Origin of the sequence: Streptomyces sp. NPDC058457 (assembly GCF_042720695.1) — a bacterium.
Classification (GTDB): Bacteria; Actinomycetota; Actinomycetes; order Streptomycetales; family Streptomycetaceae; genus Streptomyces.
Window position 1 is genome coordinate 1 of record NZ_JBHXLU010000028.1, and the last position, 18,484, is coordinate 18,484.

The following is an 18,484-nucleotide window of genomic DNA, read 5'->3' on the forward strand; positions in this document are numbered from 1 at the left end:
ACAAACGCGACTACGTCTTCAACGGCACCCTCACCGTCACCGCGATCGTCATCTGGCTCCGCGACATCGTCCAAGAGCCATCAGAAACGGCCTAGGCCTCCGAGTCCGGCCGCCACTCCCGGGCGAGCAGCCCGAGCAGCACCTCGTCCAGGAACTCGCCCATCACCCAGGCCGAGGAGCGCAGCACGCCCTCGCGGACGAAGCCGTTGCGCTCGGCGGCGCCCAGCATCGCGGCGTTGTCCGAGAGCGTCTCGATCTGCAGCCGCTGCAGGCCGCGTACGACGAACCCGTAGTGGCACAGCACCGCGACCACGTCGCTGCCGTAGCCCTTGCCGCGGGAGGCCGGCAGCAGTACCAGCCCGACGTGCGCGCCGCGGTTGTGGGTGTCGATGCCCCACAGCGACGCGGTGCCGACCAGCGTGCCGCCCGCCAGCTCCACCACGGAGAACTTGACGTTCCCCTCGTCCTTGTCGTCCACGGTGAACGGCGCGTCCTTCGAGTCGGACGAAATCGGCCGCCACGGACTGCTGTTGGCCCGCGAGGAGTTGACCACGTCGTCGGAGAGCTGGGCCCGCAGGACCGGGATGTCCTCCTCGTGCCGGGCCCTGAGCCCGACCGTGCTGCCTGTAAGCATGCGAGCTTCCTATCCGGCCGCACCGGCGGGCGGCAAACCAATATGCGGCCGGCCCCTTACTCGTACCGGTACTTCAGCGAATCCGCCTCCGTCTGCTCGATGTCGGCGATCGTCAGCTCCGGCATGCGCAGCTGGGCCAGCGTCACCTCGGCCGAGGTCGGCTGGGCGTCCGCCGGCAGCCACTGCTCCGGCTTCCAGGCCCCGCTGCGCAGGAGCGACTTGGGGCAGTGCGGGTAGACCTCCTCGATCCCCACCACCAGCGCACTGGCCGGCGGCTTGCCCACGGCGGTGAGCTGCGACAGCAGCTCCGGGCGGGTGGAGACGCAGGCCCGGCCGTTCACCCTGAGCGTCGTGGTGCGCCCCGGGATGACGAACAGCAGCCCGGCCCGTCCGGTGGCCACGACGTTCTGCAGGGTGTCCAGCCGCTTGTTGCCGGTCGCGTCCGGTATCGCCACCGTCCGTGCGTCCAGGACGGCGACGAACCCGGCGGGGCCGCCGCGCGGGGAGACGTCGCAGTTGCCCTCGGCGTCCGCGCTGGCGACCAGGACCAGCGACGAGCAGCCGATCAACCGCCGGGTCTGCTCGGTGAGTTCGGTCATCTGCTTGCGCACGGCCGCGGCGCCGGGCAGTTCGTAGGCCCGGCGCAACGCCTCCTGATCGGGCACGGCGTCCAGAGAGAGCGAGTCGAAGGCACTGCCGGCAAGGGATAGCGTCATGCCTCCGACCCTAAGGGGCCGACCTGCGAATGATCCTGGTCGGTGAGTGCGGGACGGCGGAGTCCGCCGGACCGCCCGGGCCGGCCCGCCCGCGCTCGGCGTCCGCCCCGCGGCGCGGCTCCGCGTCGGGCACGTCCTGGACAGGGCACGGGCCGCGCCCTGCATCGGATGACGCCCGGGCGCAGGTCAGGGCGCCGTCAAGAGAACTTGCCCACCGCCTGTCTGACGAGTCATCAGTTCTCGTTATAGTGAGCAATGGCCGTGGGGCCGGCGGGACCGGGCGGGGCGGGGCGGAGGAAGGCTGATGGCGGACGGTCTGGGCGAGTCGGCTGAGGTGCAGCCGGCAGTGGCGGTGCGGGATCTCGGTGGGGGTGTGCGGTCCGTGGCCGTGCCCATTCCGGACAATCCGCTCGGCTACACGCTGGTGTACGTGATGGACACCGACCGCGGGCCGGTGCTGATCGACACCGGGTGGGACGACCCCGGGTCGTGGGACGTGCTGGTGGCGGGGCTGGAGGCGTGCGGTACGGGCGTCGGCGAGGTGCACGGGGTCGTCATCACGCATCACCATCCCGACCATCACGGGCTGTCGGGGCGGGTGCGCGAGGCGTCCGGGGCCTGGATCGCGATGCACCCGGCCGACGCGGCGATCGTGCGGCGGGCCCGGGAGACCCGGCCGGAGCGGTGGTTCACGTACATGGCGGCGAAGCTGACGGCCGCCGGGGCGCCGGACGAGCACGTGACGCCGTTGCGCGGCGGACCCCGCCGCCGCACCCCGCCCGGCCTGGCCCCCGCCCTGCCCGACCGTGAGATCCTCCCCGGCGAACTCCTCGACCTCGCGGGCCGCCGGCTGCGGGCCGTCTGGACGCCGGGGCACACCCCCGGCCATGTCTGCCTGCACCTGGAGGAGGAACACCCCGCCCGGCTCCCGGGCCACGGACGCCTGTTCTCCGGCGACCATCTCCTTCCCGAGATCACCCCGCACATCGGTCTCTACGAGGACCCCGACGACGCGACCGTCACCGACCCCCTCGGCGACTACCTCGACTCCCTGGAACGCGTCGGCCGGCTCGCCCCGGCCGAGGTCCTCCCGGCCCACCAGCACACCTTCACCGACGCACCGGCACGGGTACGCGAACTGCTCACCCACCACGAGGAGCGCCTCTCCGGCCTGCTCACCCTTCTCCAACAGCCGCTCACTGCCTGGCAGTTGGCCGTGCGGATGGAGTGGAACCGGCCCTGGGAGCAGATTCCGTACGGGTCGAGGAACATCGCCGTCTCGGAGGCCGAGGCCCATCTGCGGCGTCTGGTGAAGCTGGGGCGCGCGGAGGCGGTGACGGGGAGCGAGCCGGTCACGTACGTGGCGGTGTAGGCGGTTCGGCGGTCGCCGTCGCAACCCGGGTTGCCCGAGGCTCAGTTGACGGCGCGCTCGGCGGTGATGAGCATCTCCGCCAGGTCGGCGAGGGTGGCCAGCTGGCGGGGGTTCATCTGCGGAGCGCGGGCCGCCAGGCGGACCAGGCCGCTCTCGCGGAGCCGGGAGAGCGGGTCGGCCCGGGCCTCCAGGCCCTGGAGCACCGGCTGGAGCGCCTCGTACAGCGCCTCCGGCTCGTCGGCGGTGAAGAAGCCGGCCGGCAGACCGAAGAACCGCCGCAGCCGGTCGGTGTGTTCGAGGCTCGGCAGCCCGCTCTTGCGCCACTCGCTCAGCCACTGCCTGCTGGTGCCGGCGATCGCCGCGAGCTCGCCCAGCGAGTACCGCTTGCCGTCGGGCCGGCGCCGGTTCTCGCGGATGAAGTCCAGCCGCTGCCGTACCCGTTCGGCGAGCCCCGCCTCGGGCGCGACCCCGCCCGCGAGGAGTTCGGCGACCACCCCGACCGGGATCCCGGTGCGGTACGACAGGCCGGCCACGTCCAGCACCTCGGACAGCCGTCCGGAACGTCCGGTCAGCTCCCCGAGCCGTTCCAGTACGCCGGTCAGCGGGGCATGGGCGTCACTCACCAAGGTCCCCCTGGACACGCGTGGTTGGTCGGTCGGCCGAGCAGACGCGAGGTTATCGAATCACCGGTCCCGGCCACCAGACATGACAAGGACCACTGCGCAAGGGGGCAGCAATCGTTGACATGTGACGGATCGGCAGGAAAGGATCACATCACCAGGCCACGGTCGAACCGACCCGCCCCGGGTGCCGCCTATGGGGGAGCGGCATCCGGGGCGACCAGCCGCCCCGCCTCCTCCCCAGAAGGTGAGGCGAACCGATGCCGCAGCCCGTCCTGCTCCTCGGTGCCGGCCGCCGGCGCGCGTACGACGAGTTCGTGCTCACGCGTGTCGCCGCGGTCCGCCCGGTGCTGCTGGTGGACGCCGCACCGCCGGCCTGGGCACGGCAGTGCCTGGCCGGTCACCTCGCGGCGGACCCCGGCAAGGACGGCGCGACGGCATCGGCGGTGGTGCGGTTCGCGGCCAGGCACCGGGTCCGCGGCGTGCTGACCCACACGGGCGAGTACGCGGTCGCCGCCGCCACGATCGCCGGGCAGTTGGGGCTGCCCGGCCCCTCCCTCGCCACGGCCGCCGCGTGTACCGACCCGCCCGCGCTGCGCGCGCTGCTGGCCGGCCGCGCGGTCCCCGTCGACGTCCCCGGCACGCCCCGTGTCTCGGCCGAGGTGGTCGTCCTCGACGGCGAGATCCGCATCGCCGCCATCACCCGTACGACCCTGGGCCCGGCGCCCGCCCGGCAACCGCTCCGGCACACCGTGCACGCCCACGACGGCCTGCTGCACAACCGTTTCCTGCGGCTGGCCGTCGACCGCACCGTGCACGCCCTCGGCATCGGCCGGGGCGTCCTGCACATCGGCCTCACCCTCACCGACCGCGGCCCCCGGGTCACCGACGTCGCCCCGCACCTCCCGGGCGACCTGATCCCGCTGCTCGTCAAGCGGGCCACCGGCGTCGACCTCGCCCAGGCCGCGGCCGCCCTCGCCGCCGGCGAGGTGCCCGACACGACGCCGACCCGGCAGCGGGCGGCCGCGATCCAGTTCGCCTACCCGGCCGCCACCGGCCGCCTCGACCATCTGGACCTCTCCCCCGACGCCGCCCACGAGCCGGGCGCCGACCGTATGCTCCTCACCCGGCACACCGGCGACCACGTCACCGCCGGGCCGCACGCCACCGCCGCCGACCGGCTGGCCCTGTGGGTGGCGGTCGGCGAGACCCCGGACGACTGCGAGGACGCACTACGCCGGATGGCCCGCCACCTGTCGGCAGGCATCGCCCCGCTCGCGAACGCGGCGCGAGCGCTCCGCTGGAACTGCCGCGACATGCCGTCGGTCGACTGCGGCGCCGTCGTGGCCACTCGCACAGTTCCTCCCCCAGCCCCCTGAAGGGGCGCTGCCGCCAGGACGATCTGGACGAGGCATACGGCCCGCCCCAGGACGCGATCGTCCGTATCAACTCGCCCGCCTCGCCCAGCACTTCGACTTCCTCCCGGCTCATCGTCGGATTGGCCGCCCGCCGCCGCAGCACCTCCGCCAGCCCCTCCTCGGTCAGTTCGGCCGGGTCGCGAGCAGGGCCGCCAGCAGCGTGTGCGCCAACGGGTAAGCACCCAGAGCCACTTGGGCGAGGATCACCGCGGACATACCCCAGTCGAGCCCGGGCGGCCCGTCCTCTGCGTTGGTCCAGTCGATGACCCGAGGGCCGTCGGGGGTCAGCTCCCCCAGCTCTCAACTTCGTTCGAGCCGGGGGGACCCCCATCGTTGTCCGGATGCAGGTCGAGGTGGAGGACCCGGGCACCCGGGTCGGCCGGATCCCGGCCCGGCACGGCGTGCAGTCGCCGCAGCAGCGAGGCGAGCAGCGCCCCGCCCTCCGCCGCGTCCGTCTCCCCCGCCAGCAGCGCCGCCAGCATGGTCGGACCGGACAGGCGCTCCATGACCAATTCGGTACGGGACGCGGACGGCCGTACCCGGGGCGCCGGGTAGCCGTGCTCCCGTACGTACGTCATCACCGCGCCCTCGGCGGCCGCGTCCCCCCAGCCGTCCCGGTCCCGGCGCAGCACCCACGCCTCGTCGATCTCGTACACGTCGGCCGAACGCCCCGAGCCGAGCAGTCTCCCCGTCATGGCATGACCATAACGAAACGGTCCTCGCACAGCCCCCTCTCAGCTTCCCCCGGGCGGCCGGTAAGGTAGCCGGGTCGTCATCACCCGTACGGGGGGAAGCCGGTGCAATTCCGGCGCTGACCCGCAACCGTGAGCCACATCCCGTGTGGCAAGCCGGACCGCCGCGCCCGGGACGTTGAGGGCTCATGTGCGCCGGCGCCCGCCGTCGCACGGCACCGTCGAGGTTTACGGAGCCGAGCCGCCGGGGTGTCCCGTGCTGCCCGGCTCCCCGCAGGGAGAGGCACCCGCCGACCATGACCGTCCTCCGCCGCACCGCCGGGGTGCTGGCCGCCACCGCGGTCATCGGTACCGCCACACCCGTGACGACCGCACTGGCCGCCGGCACCGCGTCCCCGTCGCCGTCCGCGTCGGTGGTCCTCCCGTCGGGGCTGTACGGCGGTTCGGACCCCAGGTTCGACGGTGTCTGGCGTCAGTCCCTCGCCCTGCTGGCCCAGCGCGCGGTGGGGGTCACCCCGGCCGCGAGGGCGGTGGACTGGCTGGCCGGGCAGCAGTGCGCGAACGGCTCGTTCGCCGCGTTCCGCGCCGAGCCGACGGCGGCCTGCGACGCCAAGGTGGCGGTCGACACGAACAGCACGGCCGCCGCCGTACAGGCGCTGAAGGCGGCCGGCGGGCACGACGATGCCGCGGAGAAGGCCGTGACCTGGCTGAAGTCGCAGCAGAACGAGGACGGCGGCTGGGGCTACACCCCGGGCTCGGCCAGCGACACCAACTCCACGGGCGTGGTCGTCGGCGCGCTCGCGGCGGCCGGCGCGAGCGCGGACAGGTCGCCGTACGACCTCCTCGCCAAGTGGTCCGTCCCCTGCGACGAGGACGGTGGCGGCGCGCTCGCCTACCAGCCGGACAAGCAGGGGAAGCTGGCCGCCAACGCGGACGCGACCGCGGCCGGGGTGCTCGGGGCCCTCGGCAAGGGGTTCGTGACGACGGCCGGGAAGGCCCCGGCGCAGGGCTATGTCTGCGCCGACTCCGACAAGGCCCTGACCCGGGAGGAGGTGGCCCGCAACGGCGCCGCGTACCTGGGGGACGCCATGTTCACGACCGGCCACCTCGTCTCGGCGCTGCCCGGTGCCAAGCCCCAGCCGGACTACGGCAACACCGCCGACGCGGTCGTCGCCATGGCCGCGCAGGGCTGGACGAAGCCCGCGAAGAAGCCGTACGCCTGGCTGGAGGCGCACGCTGTGCCGTGGGCGGAGCAGAGCGGGCCCGCGGCCTACGCCGAACTGATCCTCGCCGCGCACGCGATGGGCGCGGACCCGCGCGACTTCGGCGGGACGAACCTGGTGACGGCGCTGAACGCGACGGGCCCGGCCCCGCGGGCGGCCGCCGCGAAGCACACCGGGGAGAAGAAGTCGGGCAGCAGCGTGTGGTGGATCGTCGGCACCGGTCTCGTCGCCGGTATCGGCATCGGCTTCCTGCTCAGCGGCCGCCGGAAGCAGCAGCAGCTGTGAGCGCGGTCCGCCGTGCGGGGCTGCTGCTCCTGGCCGCGCTGACGCTGTGCGCGACGGCCGCCGGGCCGGCGGCGGCCACCGGTTACCGCTACTGGTCCTTCTGGGAGCGGGACGGCGGGCACTGGACGTACGCCACGCAGGGCCCCTCCACCGCGCGGCCCGCCGACGGTTCGGTCGAGGGCTTCCGCTTCGCGGTGAGCGAGGACTCGGCGGACGCGTCGCGACCGCGCGGCACGGCGGACTTCGGGACGATCTGCGCCGGTACGCCCGCTGCCGGGGGCCGGAAGCGGGTGGGGCTGGTCGTCGACTTCGGTACGACGGCGGACGCGCCCTCGGGAGAGCGGCCGCCTGCGCGGCGGACGGCCTGCGCGGTGGTGTCCGAGGACGCGACGACGGCGGAGGCACTGGCGACGGTGGCGAAGCCGCTGCGGTACGACACGAACGCGTTGTTGTGTGCGATCGGGGGGTATCCGGAGCGGGGCTGCGGCGAGAAGGTGGCCGCGGGGGGTACGTCGGACAGCGGGCCGTCGGTGGGGCTGTTGGCGGGTGCGGGAGCCGTCGTGGTCCTGGCCGCGGGGGCTTTCTGGCAGGCGCGGCGGCGCAGGAATGGGTGACCGGGGCAGTCGCTCCACCGCGGGCCGGTGGGGGTTGATCGCGCAGTTCCCCGCGCCCCTGAAGGGGCGCTGCAGTCCCCTACTCAGCCTGCGGGCAATCGTGCCACTGGGGACAGGAACGGATGACACCGCGGGCCGGTGGGGGCTGGCCGCGCAGTTCCCCGCGCCCCTTAAGGGGCGCTGCAGTCCCCTACTCAGCCTGCGGGCAGTCGTGCCGCTGGGGCGATGGGGGTCCCCCCGCTCGAGCGAAGCCGAGAGTGGGGGAGGGTGGGCGCAGGCGGCACCCCGCAAGCGCGGGCGAGCGACCCCACCCCCGCGCCGGCCCCCACGCACCCGCACCTTGCACCCCGGCGCCTGGTGGCTCTGGTCGCTCTGCCTCGGGGTCGCCGCGTCCCGTACCACCAACCCCCTCCTCCTCGCCCTCCTCGTCACGGTCACCGCCTACGTCGTGGCCGTCTGCCGGAGCCGGTCCGCCCCCTGGTCCCGCTCCTACTCCGCCTTCGCCAGGCTCGCCCTCGCCGTTCTCCTCGTCCGCCTCGCCTTCACCGTCGTCCTCGGCTCCCCCGTCCCCGGCGCGCACACCCTCGTCACTCTTCCCGAAGTACCCCTCCCGCACTGGGCCCAGGGCATCCGGCTCGGTGGCAAGGTCACCGCCGAGGCACTCGTCTTCGCCCTGTACGACGGCCTCAGGATCGCCGCCCTCCTCGTCTGCGTCGGCGCCGCGAACGCGCTCGCCGCCCCGGCGCGGCTGCTCAAGTCCCTGCCCGGCGCCCTGTACGAGCTCGGCGTGGCCGCGGTCGTCGCCCTCACCTTCGCGCCGCATCTGGTGGCCGACGTGCAGCGGCTGCGGGCCGCCCGGCGGCTGCGCGGCCGCCCCGACTCCGGCGTCCGCGGCCTGCTCCAGGTCGGACTCCCGGTCCTGGAGAGCGCGTTGGAGCGTTCGGTCGCCCTCGCCGCCGCCATGGACGCGCGCGGGTACGGCCGCAGCGCCGACGTCCCGGACCGGGTCCGCCGTACGACGACCGCGCTCACCCTCGGCGGTCTGCTCGGCGTCTGCGCGGGAACGTACGGGCTGCTCACCGCGGCGGGCGGCGGCTACGGGCTGGTCTTGCTGCCGGCCGGAGTGGTCGCCGCGCTGGCGGGGCTGCGGCTCGGCGGCCGGCGTTCGCCGCGCACCCGGTACCGGCCGGACCCGTGGGACGCGCGGGCCTGGCTGGTGTCCGGGGCGGGCGCCGCCGTCGCCGCCCTGCTCACCCTGGCGTCCGTCCGTGATCCGGACGCCCTGCATCCCGGGGTCGTACCGCTGGTCGCCCCCACGCTTCCGCTGTGGCCCGCGGCCGCCGTGCTGCTCGGCCTGCTGCCCGCCCTGATCGTTCCCGAGGATCCCGAGAAGGATCCCGAGGAGGAGCCGTCGTGATCCGCTTCGAAGACGTCTCCGTCACCTACGACGGCGCGGCCCGGCCCGCCGTCCAGGGTGTCGACTTCGAGGTGCCGGAAGGTGAACTCGTCCTCCTGGCCGGCCCTTCCGGCACCGGCAAGTCGACGGTTCTGAACGCCGTGAGCGGGCTCGTGCCGCACTTCACCGGCGGCACCCTGCGCGGCCGGGTGACGGTCGCCGGCCGGGACACCCGTACCCACCGGCCGCGTGAACTCGCCGACGTCGTCGGCACGGTGGGCCAGGATCCGCTGGCGCACTTCGTGACCGACACGGTGGAGGACGAACTCGCCTACGGGATGGAGTCGTTGGGGATCGCCCCGGCCGTGATGCGGCGCCGGGTGGAGGAGACCCTGGATCTGCTGGGGCTCGCCGAGCTGCGGGACCGGGCGATCGCCACGCTCTCCGGCGGGCAGCGGCAGCGGGTCGCGATCGGGTCGGTGCTCACCCCGCATCCCGCGGTCCTGGTGCTCGACGAGCCGACCTCCGCGCTCGACCCGGCCGCCGCCGAGGAGGTGCTGGCCGTGCTCCAGCGGCTGGTGCACGACCTGGGGACGACGGTGCTGCTGGCCGAGCACCGGCTGGAGCGGGTCGTGCAGTACGCCGACCGGGTGGTGCTGCTCCCGGGGGACGGGGCCGCACCGGTGTGCGGGACTCCCGCCGAGGTGATGGCGGTGTCGCCGGTGTGTCCGCCGGTGGTGGAGCTGGGGCGGCTGGCCGGGTGGTCGCCGCTGCCGATGACCGTCCGGGACGCCCGGCGACGGGCGGCGACGGCGGCCGGGCTGCGGGAGCGCCTCGCCGGGCGGGCCCCGGAGCAACGGCTCGCGCCCGGTCCCACGCCCGGTCCCACGGCGGGTCCCGCGGCCGGTCCCGCGGCCGCCCTCGCCGAGGTCCGCGCCCTCGCCGTCCGCCGGGGCCGGGTCGACGCGCTGTGCGGTGTCGATCTCACCGTCGCCGCCGGGGAGACCGTCGCCCTCATGGGGCGCAACGGTGCCGGGAAGTCCACGCTGCTGGGCGCCCTGGTCGGGCTCGTCGAGCCGGGCTCCGGCGCGGTGCGGGTCGGCGGCGCGGTCCCGCACCGCACGCGCCCGCGCGATCTCGTACGCCTCGTCGGACTGGTCCCGCAGGAACCCCGTGACCTGCTGTACGCCGACACGGTCGGCGCCGAGTGCACGGCCGCCGACCGGGACGCGGGGGCGGCGCCCGGGACCTGCCGCGGGCTCGTGTCCGGTCTGCTTCCCGGGGTCGCGGACGACACGCACCCCCGTGATCTCTCCGAGGGGCAGCGGTTGGCGCTGGCGCTGGCCGTCGTGCTCACCGCCCGGCCGCCGCTGCTCCTGCTCGACGAGCCGACCCGCGGCCTGGACTACGCGGCGAAGGCCCGGCTGGTGGGCGTGTTGCGCGGGCTCGCCGCCGACGGGCACGCGATCGTGCTGGCCACGCACGACGTGGAGCTGGCCGCGGAGCTCGCGCACCGGGTGGTGCTGCTCGCGGAGGGGGAGGTCATCGCGGACGGGCCGACCGACGACATCGTCGTCTCCTCGCCGTCCTTCGCCCCGCAGGTGACGAAGATCCTCGCGCCGCAGCGGTGGCTCACCGTGGCCCAGGTCCGGGAGGCGCTGGCATGACCGGCATGCCCCCTCCCCGGGCCAGGTCCCGTTCCCGAGCGAAGTCCCGAGGGGACAACCCGGTGCGGCTCGGCCCCCGCTCCCTCGCCGCCCTGCTCCTCGTCAGCGCCGTCGGGGTGGTCGCCGTCGGCTGGCCCTTCCTCGCCCCGCCCTCCTCCCGGATCGCCTCGCACGCCCAGGACGCGCCCTGGCTCTTCGCGGGCCTGCTGGTGCTGCTGATCGCCGTGCTGGCGGCGACGATCGCCGAGTCGGGGCTCGGTCCGAAGGCGGTCGCCATGCTGGGCGTGCTGGCCGCGACCGGGGCGGCGCTGCGGCCGGTCGGCGCCGGCACCGCCGGGATCGAGCCGATGTTCTTCCTGATGGTGCTGAGCGGGCGGGTCCTCGGGCCGGGCTTCGGGTTCACCCTGGGCTCGCTCACCATGTTCGCGTCGGCGCTGCTCACCGGCGGGGTGGGGCCGTGGCTGCCGTTCCAGATGCTGGCGATGGGCTGGTTCACGATGGGGGCCGGTCTGCTGCCGGGCGCCGGGCGGCTGCGCGGCCGCGGTGAGCCGGCGCTGCTGGCGGGCTACGGCTTCCTGGCCGCGTTCGGCTACGGCACGGTCGTCGACCTGGCCGGCTGGCCGCTGCTGGCCGGCAACGCCTCGAACCTCGCCTTCGACCCGCACGCCGGGCCCGCCACGAACCTGGCCCGTTTCCTCGCCTACAGCCTGGCCACCGCCATGGGCTGGGACCTGGGGCGGGCGCTGTGCACGGTCGTCCTCACCCTGGTCCTCGGTCCGGCGCTGCTGCGGGCGCTGCGCCGGGCCACCCGGCGGGCCGCCTTCGAGACCGCGGTCACATTCGACGGCCCCGGGGCGTGAGGCGTCGTACGCGTCCGGTGACGGGACCGGTGAAGCACCCCACATGACGCACGTCACCTACGATCCGGAACAGTAGTCAGACTTATCCGTTATGTCCGTTTCGCGACCCCTGCTGACCTGCGGTTTGAGAGCCACGCCACACAACGGACTATCGCCGCCTATGCGACCACCACTAGTAAAAGGGGTGATTGCGGACGGGTTCCCGGCCTGCTTGTCTGGACGACGTCGCCAGGCGCCACGAGCCCACAGCGGGCCGCGGCGCCGACGCATACGGACGGCCCTCACGGGTGGTTCCGGAGCACGGCGACTCCCTGTCCCCGACGAACGAGGTTCTCCGTGTCCGTGTCCTTCATCCGCCGCATCGCTTCCCCGAAGAAGGCCCTCACCACCGCCGCCGTGGCCGCTGCCGCCGCCGGCATGGCCCTGACCGCGGCGCCCGCCCAGGCCGCCACCACGTCGGCCTCCTCCGCCCAGGCGATCGCGCACAAGATGATTCCGGACGCCGCGCAGTTCAACGCGTTCAGCAAGATCGTGTCGCACGAGAGCGGCTGGAACATCTCCGCCACCAACTCCTCCTCCGGCGCCTACGGCCTGGTCCAGGCCCTGCCCGGCTCGAAGATGGCGTCTGCCGGCTCCGACTGGAAGACCAACCCGACCACCCAGATCAAGTGGGGTCTGGACTACATGAACTCCCGCTACGGCAGCCCGACCGCCGCCTGGAGCTTCTGGCAGGCCAACGGCTGGTACTGAGCCGGCCGACCCGCGCGCGCCCGCGGTCGATCGCGGCCGAGCCGCACACCCGCCGCCGATCCCCGGCACCGCGCGCCCCTGAACTCCGGCACCCTCGCCCCTCCCGGGCGAGGGTGCCGACGTATGTCCGGACAGGGTGCCGACGCATGTGTGGCCGTGGTGCCGACGTACGTCCGGCCGTGGTGCACTGGGCCCGGAGCCAGCCCACCCGCCGGACCGCCGGAGGAACGATGACGACGGCCACCCCGCCCCGCGACCCCGAGACCCGCGGTGTGCGGCTGGTGGCCGTGCTGCTGGCGCTGATGCTGGTGAGCGGCCTGATCGACGCCGTCAGCTATCTCGGTCTGGGCCATGTCTTCACCGCCAACATGACCGGCAACGTGGTGATCCTCGGCTTCGCGGCCGCCGGGACGCCCGGCTTCTCCGTCCCCCACTCGGCGACCTCCCTGGCCGCCTTCATGCTGGGCGCGGCGGCGGGCGGCCGGGTCGCGGCCCGGTTCGGCACCGGCTCGCGGCGCCGGTGGATGCGGGTGACGCTGGCCGTGGAGGCGGCCCTGGTGGCCGGGGCGGCCGTGGTGGCCTTCGCCGGCTCCGGCACCCCGGCGACCAGGTACGCCCTGATCGCGCTGACCGCCTTCGCGATGGGGCTGCGCAACGCCAACGTCCGCAAGCTGGGCGTGCCCGACCTCACGGCGACCACGGTCCTCACCACCACCCTGACCGGACTCCTGTCCGAGTCCCGCCTCGGTGACGGCACCAGCCACCGCTCCCCGCGCCGGGCAGCCGCGGTAGTCGCGCTGTTCGCCGGCGCGGTGCTGGGCGCCTGGCTGATCCGCGACCACAGCCCGGGGGTGCCGCTGCTCGTCGCGGCGGCCGTGTCCGGGGTGCTGGCGCTGATCGCGTCGGGCAGGGAGTGACATCGCGTCTCGGGGGAGGCAGGAACGGGGCGTAGGGAGGGGGTGCTCCTGCCTCCCTCGGGACGGGCCGGCGGCACCGGGAGCCGTCGGCCCGCGTCCTGAGGGGTTTACGACGTGGTGACCGGGAGGTGCTTCACGCCGTTGATCCACGCCGAGCGGAGCCGGTCCGGGTCGCCGGTCAGGCGCAGGCCGGGCATCGCGTCGGCGATCGCGTTGAAGATCAGGTCGATCTCGAGGACGGCCAGGGACTTGCCGAGGCAGTAGTGGGGGCCGCCGCCCCCGAAGCCGAGGTGGGGGTTGGGGTCGCGGGTGATGTCGAAGGTGTCGGGGTCGGTGAAGACCTCGGGGTCGTGGTTGGCGGAGGCGTAGAAGACGCCGACCCGGTCGCCCTTGCGGATCAGTTTGCCGCCCAGTTCGGTGTCCTGGGTGGCGGTGCGCTGGAAGGAGTTGACCGGGGTGGCCCAGCGGACGATCTCCTCGGCGGTGGTCGCGGGGCGCTCGCGCTTGTAGAGGTCCCAGGCGTCGGGGTGGGTCAGGAACGCGTGCATGCCGTGGGTGATGGCGTTGCGGGTGGTCTCGTTGCCCGCCACCGCGAGCATCAGCACGAAGAAGCCGAACTCGTCGGAGTTGAGGTTGCCCTCGTCCTCGGCGGCGACCAGGGTGGAGACGATGTCCTTGGCCGGGCACTGCTTGCGGTCGGCCGCCATGTTCATCGCGTAGGCGATCAGCTCGGTGGCGGACTCGGCGCCCACCGCCTCGGTGATCGCGTACTCCGGGTCGTCGTACGAGATCATCTTGTTGGACCAGTCGAAGATCTTGGCCCGGTCGTCCTGCGGGATGCCGATCAGCTCCGCGATCGCCTGGAGGGGGAGCTCGCAGGCGACCTCGGTGACGAAGTCGAAGGGGCCGGAGTGGGCGCGGGCCGCGTCGACGATCGCTCCGGCGCGGGAGCGCAGCCGCTCCTCCAGGGCGCGGATCGAGCGCGGGGTGAAGCCGCGCTGGATGATCTGGCGGACCCGGGTGTGCTCCGGCGGGTCCATGTTCAGCAGGATCAGCCGCTGGGCGTCGATCGCGTCCCGCTGCATGTGCTCGGTGAAGCGGATGATCGCGGTGTTGAGCCAGGACGAGAAGATCTCGGGGTGCGTGGAGACGTACTTGACGTCCGCGTGCCGGGTGACGGCCCAGTAGCCGTCGTCCTGGAAGCCGGCGATGCCGTGCGGCTGTTCGATCCAGCGGACCGGTTCGGCCTGGCGCAGCTGGGCGAACTCCGGGAGCGGCACCCGGTGATGGAGCAGGTCGGGGTCGGTGAGGTCGAACCCGTCGGGCAGCGCGGGACAGGGCATGAGCGACTCACTCCCACCGTGTACGAGCCTGGACATGTGTTCTGACGTGTTCCGACGCATTCTGACGATCCATCAGAAATGGTCGGCTGCCGTGAAGGTAATAACGGGTTCTACAAGTCGCAAGGGGCACGGTCCCCTCAATTGCGTGCACCCCCCTTGCGGTTGTGGACGGACTGTCAGCAAACTGCACACAGAACTAGTACGCGTTCTAGTTCTGCGTGGCGGGCCGGGCCGGGACGCCCCTGCGCCGCGCGGGTGACCGAGGAGAGGACCGAGCCCCCATGGCCGCGGAACCCGTGATCGTCGAAGCCGTACGCACCCCCATCGGCAGGCGCGGTGGCGCGCTCGCCAACCTGCATCCCGCCTACCTCCTGGGCGAGACCTACCGTGAGCTCCTCGGCCGCACCGGCATCCCCGCCGACGCGGTCGAGCAGATCGTCGGCGGCACGGTGACCCACGCCGGCGAGCAGTCCATGAACCCCGCACGCACGGCCTGGCTGACCATGGGGCTGCCGTACGAGACCGCGGCCACCACCGTCGACTGCCAGTGCGGCTCCTCGCAGCAGGCCTCGCACATGACCGCCAACATGATCGCCGCCGGGGTCATCGACGTCGGGATCAGCTGCGGGGTCGAGGCGATGTCAAGGGTGCCGCTCGGCTCGGGCTCCAAGCACGGGCCGGGCAAGCCGTTCCCCGACGAGTGGAACGTCGACCTGCCCAACCAGTTCGAGGCCGCCGAGCGCATCGCCCGCAACCGCGGCCTGACCAGGGAGGACGTCGACGCGCTCGGGCTGCTCTCGCAGGAGCGGGCCGCGCATGCCTGGGCCGAGGAGCGCTTCAAGCGCGAGACCTTCGCCGTCCAGGTGCCGACGACGGAGGAGGAACAGCACGCGGGGCAGGGCATGTGGCGCCTGGTCGACAGGGACGAGGGACTGCGGGACACGTCGGCTCAGGCGCTGGCGGGCCTGAAGCCGGTGATGCCGACGGCCGTGCACACGGCCGGCAACTCGTCCCAGATCTCGGACGGCGCGGCCGCCATCATGTGGGCGTCGAAGCGGATGGCCCGGGCCCTGAAGCTCCGCCCGCGGGCCCGGATCGTCGCCCAGGCCCTGGTCGGCGCCGACCCGCACTTCCACCTCGACGGCCCGATCGACGCGACCCGCGCCGTGCTCGGCAAGGCCGGCATGAGCCTCAGGGACATCGACCTCGTCGAGATCAACGAGGCGTTCGCGTCCGTGGTGCTCAGCTGGGCCCGGGTCTTCGAGCAGAACCTGGACAAGGTCAACGTCAACGGCGGCGCAATCGCCCTCGGCCATCCGGTGGGAGCCACCGGCGCCCGCCTGATCACCACCGCCCTGCACGAACTGGAGCGCACGGACAAGGAGTTCGCCCTCATCACGATGTGCGCGGGCGGCGCCCTGGCAACCGGGACGATCATCCAGCGACTCTGAGAAGCGCCCCGAAGATCAGCGCCCTCGCAGTTCAGCGCCCCCGAAGGTCAGCGCCCCCGAAGGGGCGCGGGGAACTGCGCGACCAGCCACAACGGCGCCGCGGCCGAACGACAGCGCATCCCGGCAAGGCGTCACCCGGGAACCGGTGCCGTCACCGGCTCCCGGGGCTCCCGGTCTTCCTTGTCGGCCCCCGCCCCCCGCAGGGCCCGCGCCCGCGGCCCCTGAAGCAGATAGCCGACGCCGAAGCCCGCGCCGACCACCGCCGCACCGCCCACCGCGTCCAGGACCCAGTGGTTGCCGGTGCCGATGATCGCCGAGACCGTGAAGAGGGGGTGGATCAGGCCGAAGGCCTTCAGCCACCACTTCGGGGCGACGACGGCGATGACGATCCCGCACCACAGCGACCAGCCGAAGTGCAGCGAGGGCATCGCCGCGTACTGGTTGGTCAGCTGGGTGAGCGTGCCGTAGTCCGGCTTGGCGAAGTTCTGCGGGCCGTGCACGGTGTCGATGATGCCGAGGCCCGGCATCAGGCGGGGCGGGGCCAGCGGGTAGAGCCAGAAGCCGATCAGGGCGAACGCGGTGGCGAAGCCGAGGGCGGTGCGGGCCCAGCGGTAGTCGACCGGGCGGCGGACGTAGAGGACGGCGAGGACGGTCAGCGGGACGACGAAGTGGAAGGACTCGTAGTAGAAGTCGAGGAAGCTCCGCAGCCAGCCGATGCCGTACACGGTGTGGTTGGCCCAGTGCTCGATGTCGATGTGCAGGAACCGCTCGACGTCGTGGATCTGGTGCCCGTGCCGCTCGGCGCGGGCCCGCCCGGAGGTGCCGTTCCCGTCCCCGGCGGCGGCCAGCCGGATCTGCTGGTAGGCGAAGTAGACCAGCCGCATCGCGACCAGTTCGAGGAAGAGGTTGGGGCGGGTCAGCACCCGGCGCAGGGACGCGGTCAGCGGGACCTGCCGGAAGCGGGCCGGGACCGGCTCCGCGTAGTCCGTCGGGATCGGGCGCAGGAACTCCGGGGCGGTGCGGGACAGGAAGGGGACGACCGTGGCCGCGGCCAGGGCGGCGAGCAGGATCGTGTTGTCGCGCACGGGCACGAAGAGCGACTGGTTCGGCAGCATCGCCTTGGCGGGCAGCGTCATCACGAGGACGACCACGACCGGCCACACCGACCGGTCCGCGGCGCGCCGCCCGGCCCGGCCGACCACCGCGAGCAGCACCCAGAGCAGCTGGTGCTGCCAGGCGGCCGGCGACACCGCCACCACCGCGCAGCCGGTGATCGCGACCGCCAGCAGCAGCTGCCCGTCCCGGGCATAGCGCACCGCGCGACGCAGCGCGAGGGTGGCCACGGCCGCGCCGAGCGCCAGGAACAGGACGATCTCCAGCGGGCCGCTCAGCCCGAACCGCAGCAGGGCACCGTGCAGCGACTGGTTGGCGAGCTCGTCGGCCTCGCCGCCGAGGCCGACACCTGCCATGTGGTGGACCCAGTAGGTGTACGAGTCGTGTGGCATCGCGGCCCAGGCCAGCACCGTGCAGGCGGCGAAGGTCGCGCCGGTGGCGAGGGCGGCCCGGCGGCGTCCGGTGAACCACAGCAGCGGCGCGAACAGCAGCAGGGCCGGCTGGAGGGCGGCGGCCAGCCCGATGCACAGCCCGCTGTCGCGCTGCCCGCGGGCGGCGAAGCAGCCGAGCAGGACGAGCAGGACCGGGATGATGCTGGTCTGGCCGAGCCAGAGGGTGTTGCGGACCGGCAACGAGACCATCAGCAGGCTGATCGCGACCGGCGCGGCCAGCAGCGAGGTGCGCCGGCTCACCGGCTCGGGCAGGGCCCGGGCGGCGACCAGGCCGAGGGCGACCACCAGCAGCAGCGTTCCGAAGGTCCAGCCCCAGCCGAGGGCCTGCTCGGCGGCTCTGGTGAGCGGCTTGAGCACCAGCCCGCCGAAGGGGGTGCCGGTGAACTGCGTCGAGTCGTACAGGGAGCCCTTGACGTGCAGCACGCCGTCCGGGCCGACCCAGGTCTCCAGGTCCGTCAGCCGTTCCCCGCTCGGGGTGCCGAGGACGGCGGCCACCTGCCGTACGGCAAGGATCGCGGCCACCGCCCACAGACCCAGCCGGGCCATTCTGAACCGTGCTCCGGCCTCCGCCCCGCCGAAAGCCTCCCCCGGTCGTCCTCCGTGCTCCACGTTCGCCACGCCTCGCCGGCCTCCCGCCCCGTCCCGCGCATCGTTCTGAGAACCCTATGAGGCTCCCACCACCTCTGGACAGAGACGCAGGCAACCCCCTCGTCACCTGACGTCCGCCCGCCTTTCGTCCGGAAGACGACAGTGCGCGAGGGGTGGGGTTGCGTCCACGGAGCGCGACAAGGATCACAGTGCGCGGCCCGCACACGGCCGCGGGAGCGGGCAGACGTCCCTGCACACACCGCGTTTAGCTGCACTGTGCACGTAAGCGCGTACGCGACGTAACGCCCCCAATTACTCCTATCGTCGCTTTCCGGTCCGTCCGCCGCCGTGCGGACCGCACCCCCCGTCCCCC

At 73.5% G+C, this 18,484-nt stretch carries 15 protein-coding genes, 1 pseudogene and 1 riboswitch; of the genes and pseudogenes, 10 read left to right on the forward strand and 6 right to left on the reverse strand.

What is annotated here, in order from left to right; genetic code table 11:
• Positions 1-91 precede the first annotated feature (91 nt).
• Both ACFWPS_RS22605 and ACFWPS_RS22610 read right to left on the reverse strand, forming a co-directional pair.
• Positions 92-634, reverse strand: a complete 543-nt coding sequence (locus ACFWPS_RS22605) for a GNAT family N-acetyltransferase (protein ID WP_383707791.1) — start codon at positions 632-634, stop codon at positions 92-94.
• Between the two features lie 56 nt (positions 635-690).
• Complete coding sequence (locus ACFWPS_RS22610; protein WP_383707792.1) at positions 691-1,350, reverse strand: MSMEG_1061 family FMN-dependent PPOX-type flavoprotein; 660 nt, start codon at positions 1,348-1,350, stop codon at positions 691-693.
• 304 nt (positions 1,351-1,654) lie between these two features.
• On the opposite strand from ACFWPS_RS22610, the gene ACFWPS_RS22615 reads away from it, so the two are divergent.
• Entirely contained in the window at positions 1,655-2,722 is a 1,068-nt protein-coding gene (locus tag ACFWPS_RS22615; protein ID WP_383707794.1) for an MBL fold metallo-hydrolase, read from the forward strand.
• 41 nt (positions 2,723-2,763) lie between these two features.
• Here the strand turns inward: ACFWPS_RS22615 and ACFWPS_RS22620 are convergent, their stop codons facing one another.
• Positions 2,764-3,345 carry an XRE family transcriptional regulator gene (locus tag ACFWPS_RS22620; RefSeq protein WP_383707796.1) on the reverse strand — a complete coding sequence of 194 codons (582 nt, stop codon included), beginning with the start codon at positions 3,343-3,345 and terminating at the stop codon, positions 2,764-2,766.
• A 257-nt stretch (positions 3,346-3,602) separates the two neighbouring features.
• Between ACFWPS_RS22620 and ACFWPS_RS22625 the strand changes: the two genes are divergently transcribed.
• Entirely contained in the window at positions 3,603-4,721 is a 1,119-nt protein-coding gene (locus tag ACFWPS_RS22625) for a hypothetical protein (protein WP_383707798.1), read from the forward strand.
• 55 nt (positions 4,722-4,776) lie between these two features.
• Here the strand turns inward: ACFWPS_RS22625 and ACFWPS_RS22630 are convergent.
• Positions 4,777-5,455 (reverse strand): annotated as a pseudogene (locus ACFWPS_RS22630) (phosphotransferase); the annotation flags it as partial.
• A 54-nt stretch (positions 5,456-5,509) separates the two neighbouring features.
• Positions 5,510-5,641, forward strand: a riboswitch (cobalamin riboswitch).
• 107 nt (positions 5,642-5,748) lie between these two features.
• Between ACFWPS_RS22630 and ACFWPS_RS22635 the strand changes: the two are divergent.
• The 7 genes from ACFWPS_RS22635 (at position 5,749) to ACFWPS_RS22665 (ending at position 13,164) form a co-directional block, all read left to right on the forward strand.
• The gene (locus ACFWPS_RS22635) at positions 5,749-6,960 is read left to right on the forward strand and encodes a prenyltransferase/squalene oxidase repeat-containing protein (protein WP_383707800.1); all 1,212 of its coding nucleotides are present in this window, start codon (positions 5,749-5,751) and stop codon (positions 6,958-6,960) included.
• Positions 6,957-7,574, forward strand: a complete 618-nt coding sequence (locus tag ACFWPS_RS22640; protein ID WP_383707802.1) for an SCO2322 family protein — start codon at positions 6,957-6,959, stop codon at positions 7,572-7,574. The genes ACFWPS_RS22635 and ACFWPS_RS22640 overlap by 4 nt, the downstream gene beginning before the upstream one ends.
• Before the next feature lie 340 nt (positions 7,575-7,914).
• Positions 7,915-8,991, forward strand: coding sequence for a CbiQ family ECF transporter T component (locus ACFWPS_RS22645; protein ID WP_383707804.1), 1,077 nt, complete (start codon positions 7,915-7,917; stop codon positions 8,989-8,991).
• Complete coding sequence (locus tag ACFWPS_RS22650) at positions 8,988-10,637, forward strand: ABC transporter ATP-binding protein (protein WP_383707806.1); 1,650 nt, start codon at positions 8,988-8,990, stop codon at positions 10,635-10,637. Before ACFWPS_RS22645 ends, ACFWPS_RS22650 begins: the two co-directional genes overlap by 4 nt.
• Positions 10,638-10,642: 5 nt before the next feature.
• A complete protein-coding gene (locus tag ACFWPS_RS22655; protein WP_383707961.1) occupies positions 10,643-11,497 on the forward strand; it encodes an ECF transporter S component in 855 nt (284 codons plus the stop codon).
• A 336-nt stretch (positions 11,498-11,833) separates the two neighbouring features.
• Entirely contained in the window at positions 11,834-12,247 is a 414-nt protein-coding gene (locus ACFWPS_RS22660) for a transglycosylase SLT domain-containing protein (RefSeq protein WP_383707808.1), read from the forward strand.
• A 230-nt stretch (positions 12,248-12,477) separates the two neighbouring features.
• A complete protein-coding gene (locus ACFWPS_RS22665) occupies positions 12,478-13,164 on the forward strand; it encodes a YoaK family protein (RefSeq protein ID WP_383707810.1) in 687 nt (228 codons plus the stop codon).
• 107 nt (positions 13,165-13,271) lie between these two features.
• On the opposite strand, the gene ACFWPS_RS22670 is transcribed toward ACFWPS_RS22665, so the two are convergent.
• Positions 13,272-14,507, reverse strand: a complete 1,236-nt coding sequence (locus tag ACFWPS_RS22670; RefSeq protein WP_383707812.1) for a cytochrome P450 — start codon at positions 14,505-14,507, stop codon at positions 13,272-13,274.
• A 281-nt stretch (positions 14,508-14,788) separates the two neighbouring features.
• On the opposite strand from ACFWPS_RS22670, the gene ACFWPS_RS22675 reads away from it, so the two are divergent.
• Positions 14,789-15,958 (forward strand): steroid 3-ketoacyl-CoA thiolase, encoded by a 1,170-nt coding sequence (locus ACFWPS_RS22675; RefSeq protein ID WP_383707814.1) that lies wholly within the window; start codon positions 14,789-14,791, stop codon positions 15,956-15,958.
• A gap of 131 nt (positions 15,959-16,089) precedes the next feature.
• Here ACFWPS_RS22675 and ACFWPS_RS22680 read toward each other — a convergent pair whose 3' ends face one another.
• A complete protein-coding gene (locus ACFWPS_RS22680; protein ID WP_383707816.1) occupies positions 16,090-18,141 on the reverse strand; it encodes a bifunctional glycosyltransferase 87/phosphatase PAP2 family protein in 2,052 nt (683 codons plus the stop codon).
• Positions 18,142-18,484 lie beyond the last annotated feature (343 nt).

What these genes read in the sequence shown, in the direction of transcription:
- ACFWPS_RS22610 (WP_383707792.1), bottom strand. Translation starts at nt 1,350, where the DNA reads ATGACGCTATCCCTTGCCGGCAGTGCCTTCGACTCGCTCTCTCTGGAC.
- ACFWPS_RS22655 (WP_383707961.1), top strand. Translation starts at nt 10,643, where the DNA reads ATGCCCCCTCCCCGGGCCAGGTCCCGTTCCCGAGCGAAGTCCCGAGGG.
- ACFWPS_RS22670 (WP_383707812.1), bottom strand. Translation starts at nt 14,507, where the DNA reads ATGCCCTGTCCCGCGCTGCCCGACGGGTTCGACCTCACCGACCCCGAC.
- ACFWPS_RS22625 (WP_383707798.1), top strand. Translation starts at nt 3,603, where the DNA reads ATGCCGCAGCCCGTCCTGCTCCTCGGTGCCGGCCGCCGGCGCGCGTAC.
- ACFWPS_RS22605 (WP_383707791.1), bottom strand. Translation starts at nt 634, where the DNA reads ATGCTTACAGGCAGCACGGTCGGGCTCAGGGCCCGGCACGAGGAGGAC.
- ACFWPS_RS22675 (WP_383707814.1), top strand. Translation starts at nt 14,789, where the DNA reads ATGGCCGCGGAACCCGTGATCGTCGAAGCCGTACGCACCCCCATCGGC.
- ACFWPS_RS22635 (WP_383707800.1), top strand. Translation starts at nt 5,749, where the DNA reads ATGACCGTCCTCCGCCGCACCGCCGGGGTGCTGGCCGCCACCGCGGTC.
- ACFWPS_RS22665 (WP_383707810.1), top strand. Translation starts at nt 12,478, where the DNA reads ATGACGACGGCCACCCCGCCCCGCGACCCCGAGACCCGCGGTGTGCGG.
- ACFWPS_RS22615 (WP_383707794.1), top strand. Translation starts at nt 1,655, where the DNA reads ATGGCGGACGGTCTGGGCGAGTCGGCTGAGGTGCAGCCGGCAGTGGCG.